Annotated in this window: 2 protein-coding genes; both read right to left on the minus strand. The window is 66.6% G+C overall.

Translation table 11 applies throughout. The annotated features are described in order from the left end of the window. Positions 1-136: 136 nt before the first annotated feature. Positions 137-1627 carry a M81 family metallopeptidase gene (locus QM685_RS36650; RefSeq protein WP_415124406.1) on the minus strand — a complete coding sequence of 497 codons (1491 nt, stop codon included), beginning with the start codon at positions 1625-1627 and terminating at the stop codon, positions 137-139. Then, positions 1624-2516: hydantoinase/carbamoylase family amidase (locus tag QM685_RS36655; protein WP_415124408.1), on the minus strand; the 893-nt coding region annotated here is incomplete at its 5' end. The genes QM685_RS36655 and QM685_RS36650, both read right to left, overlap by 4 nt.

Raw genomic sequence — 2516 nt, forward strand, 5'->3', positions numbered from 1 at the left:
TCGAACCAACGACCCCCACCATGTCAAGGTGGTGCTCTAACCAACTGAGCTACGAGCCTTCAGAGGCGCGAATTATAGAGACTCGTCGCGAACAGTACAAGCCCTCGACGCGCGTTGCCGTCACGCACGCGTGTGATCAGTTCGCCACGGCCCATTCGGTGTGTTGATCCAATGGATAAACCGGGCGCTTCACATGCTCGAAATTGAAGAGACCGTAGTCCGAACTCGTGACGCCGCGGCTGTCGCATTCGACGAGTCCCGCGGCAATCGGCACGAAAACCGGCCGGCAGTACATGCGCGATTTGAGCAATAGAAAACGCGCGCGCCGCGGATCGATACCGACGCTTTCGAACACGCCGAGATCCCACGGCTCATGCGTGCGCTCGGTAACGACGAGCTTTACGGTGCCGGTATCGAGCACGGCGGCGCGTCCCATGAATGCGCGCTGGCCCGTGTAGGTCGGACCGCTGATCACGTATTCGCCGTCGGTCAGCGCGCGCACGACACCGGTCACGGCAAGCGGCGCGCGCGCCGGCAGTGCGTCGCTCGTGAGCTTGTTGCCGATCGTCAGCGTGAGCGTGCTGCCGACGCCTGCCGACGCCAATGCCGCGACAGCCTGCGGATCGCACAACGGTCCGCTGACGATGCCTTCGAGGCCCTGCTTCAGCGCTTCCTCGAGCAGGTCCATCGTGTCGCACGTGCCGCCCGACATGCAGTTATCGCCGTGATCGAGCAGCAGGACGGGCTTGTCGACGCCGCGCGCGAGCGCTGCCGCCCGCGCAACCGATTCGGCCAGCGGCGCGCTGCGATAAACGAAATCGTCGCGCTCGTCCCAGATCTGCCGCGCGATGCGCGCGGCGACCGCTTCGGCATCGGCGCGCTCGCCATTGCCCACCACGACGACACTGATGCACGGCGCGACGATATCGGCGAGCGAGAAGCCGGCCAGCACCGACACCGCGAGCATACCGTCGGCCTCGGCGGCGCGCGCGGCCTCGACCGCGCGCTTCATTGCGCCCCCGGCGGTCGCGCTGCGCAGCGTGTGCGTGAGCAGCGGCGGCTGACACCATGCGAGCACCGGCTTCGCGCGGCCATCGATCATGTCGAACAGCAGCCGCGCCGCGTGCGCGCCAGTCTCGTACATATCGACGTGCGGATAGGTCTTGAAGCTCACGATCACATCCGCGTTGTCGATCATCTTCTGCGTGACGTTGCCGTGCAGATCGAGCGCGACCGCAATCGGCGCGTTGGGCAGCCGCGCACGCACGCGCGCGAGCAGATCCCCTTCGCCGTCGTTCGAATTCCTGGCGACCATCGCGCCGTGCAGATCGAGCATCACCGCGTCGCAGCCCGTTGCAGCCGAAACGATCGCGTCGCAGATCGCATCGTAGGCGGCGGCCTCGACCGGCCCGCTCGGATTCGCCGACGCCGACACCGGCGTCACGATTTCGGCATGCACGCGTTCGGCGGCGTCGATGAACGCGGACATCGCCGTCTGCATGCCCTTGTTTTCGTTGAACGCATCACGTCCATAGCTCGGACCGTTGCGGCCGAATGCGGCGAGCGGGGTCTCGACCGGCGAGAACGTGTTGGTCTCGTGGTTCATCCGCGCGATCAGGATTTTCATGTGCGTGCGCTCCCTGTCTTCGACGCGGCGTTCAGCATCACCTGCAGCAGCACGTTGCAGCCGGCCTCGAGATGATCCGCGCGCGCATCCTCGATTTCGTTGTGGCTGATGCCGTCCTTGCACGGCACGAAGATCATCGCGGTGGGCGCGACGCGCGCGAGATAAACCGCGTCGTGACCCGCGCCGCTGATCACGTCCATCGACGCCAGGCCGAGCCGGTCCGCGCTTCGTTTCACATCGGCGACCAGTGCGGTGGCGAATGGCTGCGGCGGGAAGTACACGACCTGTTCGATGTCGATGGTGACGGCGGCAGGATCTCCTGTGCTGTTGCCCCCGCTGTTGCCTGACTGGTTGACTGCTTGAGCGCATGCGGCGCGCAATGCGTGGTCCATCGCCGAGAGCGAGGTGTCGTCGGCGGCGCGCAGGTCGACGGTGAACGTCACGCGGCCCGGGATGACGTTGCGCGAGTTCGGATGCACGTCGAGCCAGCCCACCGTGCCGCGGCCGTGCGGCGCGTGATCGAGCGCGATACGGTTGACCGCGTGAATCAGGTCCGCGGCGACGAGTAACGCATCGCGGCGCAGTGCCATTGGCGTAGGCCCCGCGTGCGCTTCCATGCCGTGCACGGTCACGTCGTACCAGCGCTGGCCGAGCGCGCCCTGCACGATGCCGATGACCTTGTCGTGCGCCTCCAGCACCGGCCCCTGTTCGATATGCGCCTCGAAATAGGCGCCGACGGCATGCGGCGCCCCGCTGTCGCCGGCATAGCCGATCGCCGCGAGCGCGTCACGCACCGACACGTCGTCGCGATCGCATTGCACAAGCGCATGCTCGAGCGTGAACGCGCCGGCGAACACGCCCGAGCCCATCATCACCGGCACGAAGCGCG

Source organism: Paraburkholderia sp., assembly GCF_047605525.1.
Lineage (GTDB): Bacteria > Pseudomonadota > Gammaproteobacteria > Burkholderiales > Burkholderiaceae > Paraburkholderia.

Coding starts and splice junctions, on each gene's coding strand:
- QM685_RS36650 (WP_415124406.1), bottom strand. CDS start 1,627: ATGAAAATCCTGATCGCGCGGATGAACCACGAGACCAACACGTTCTCG.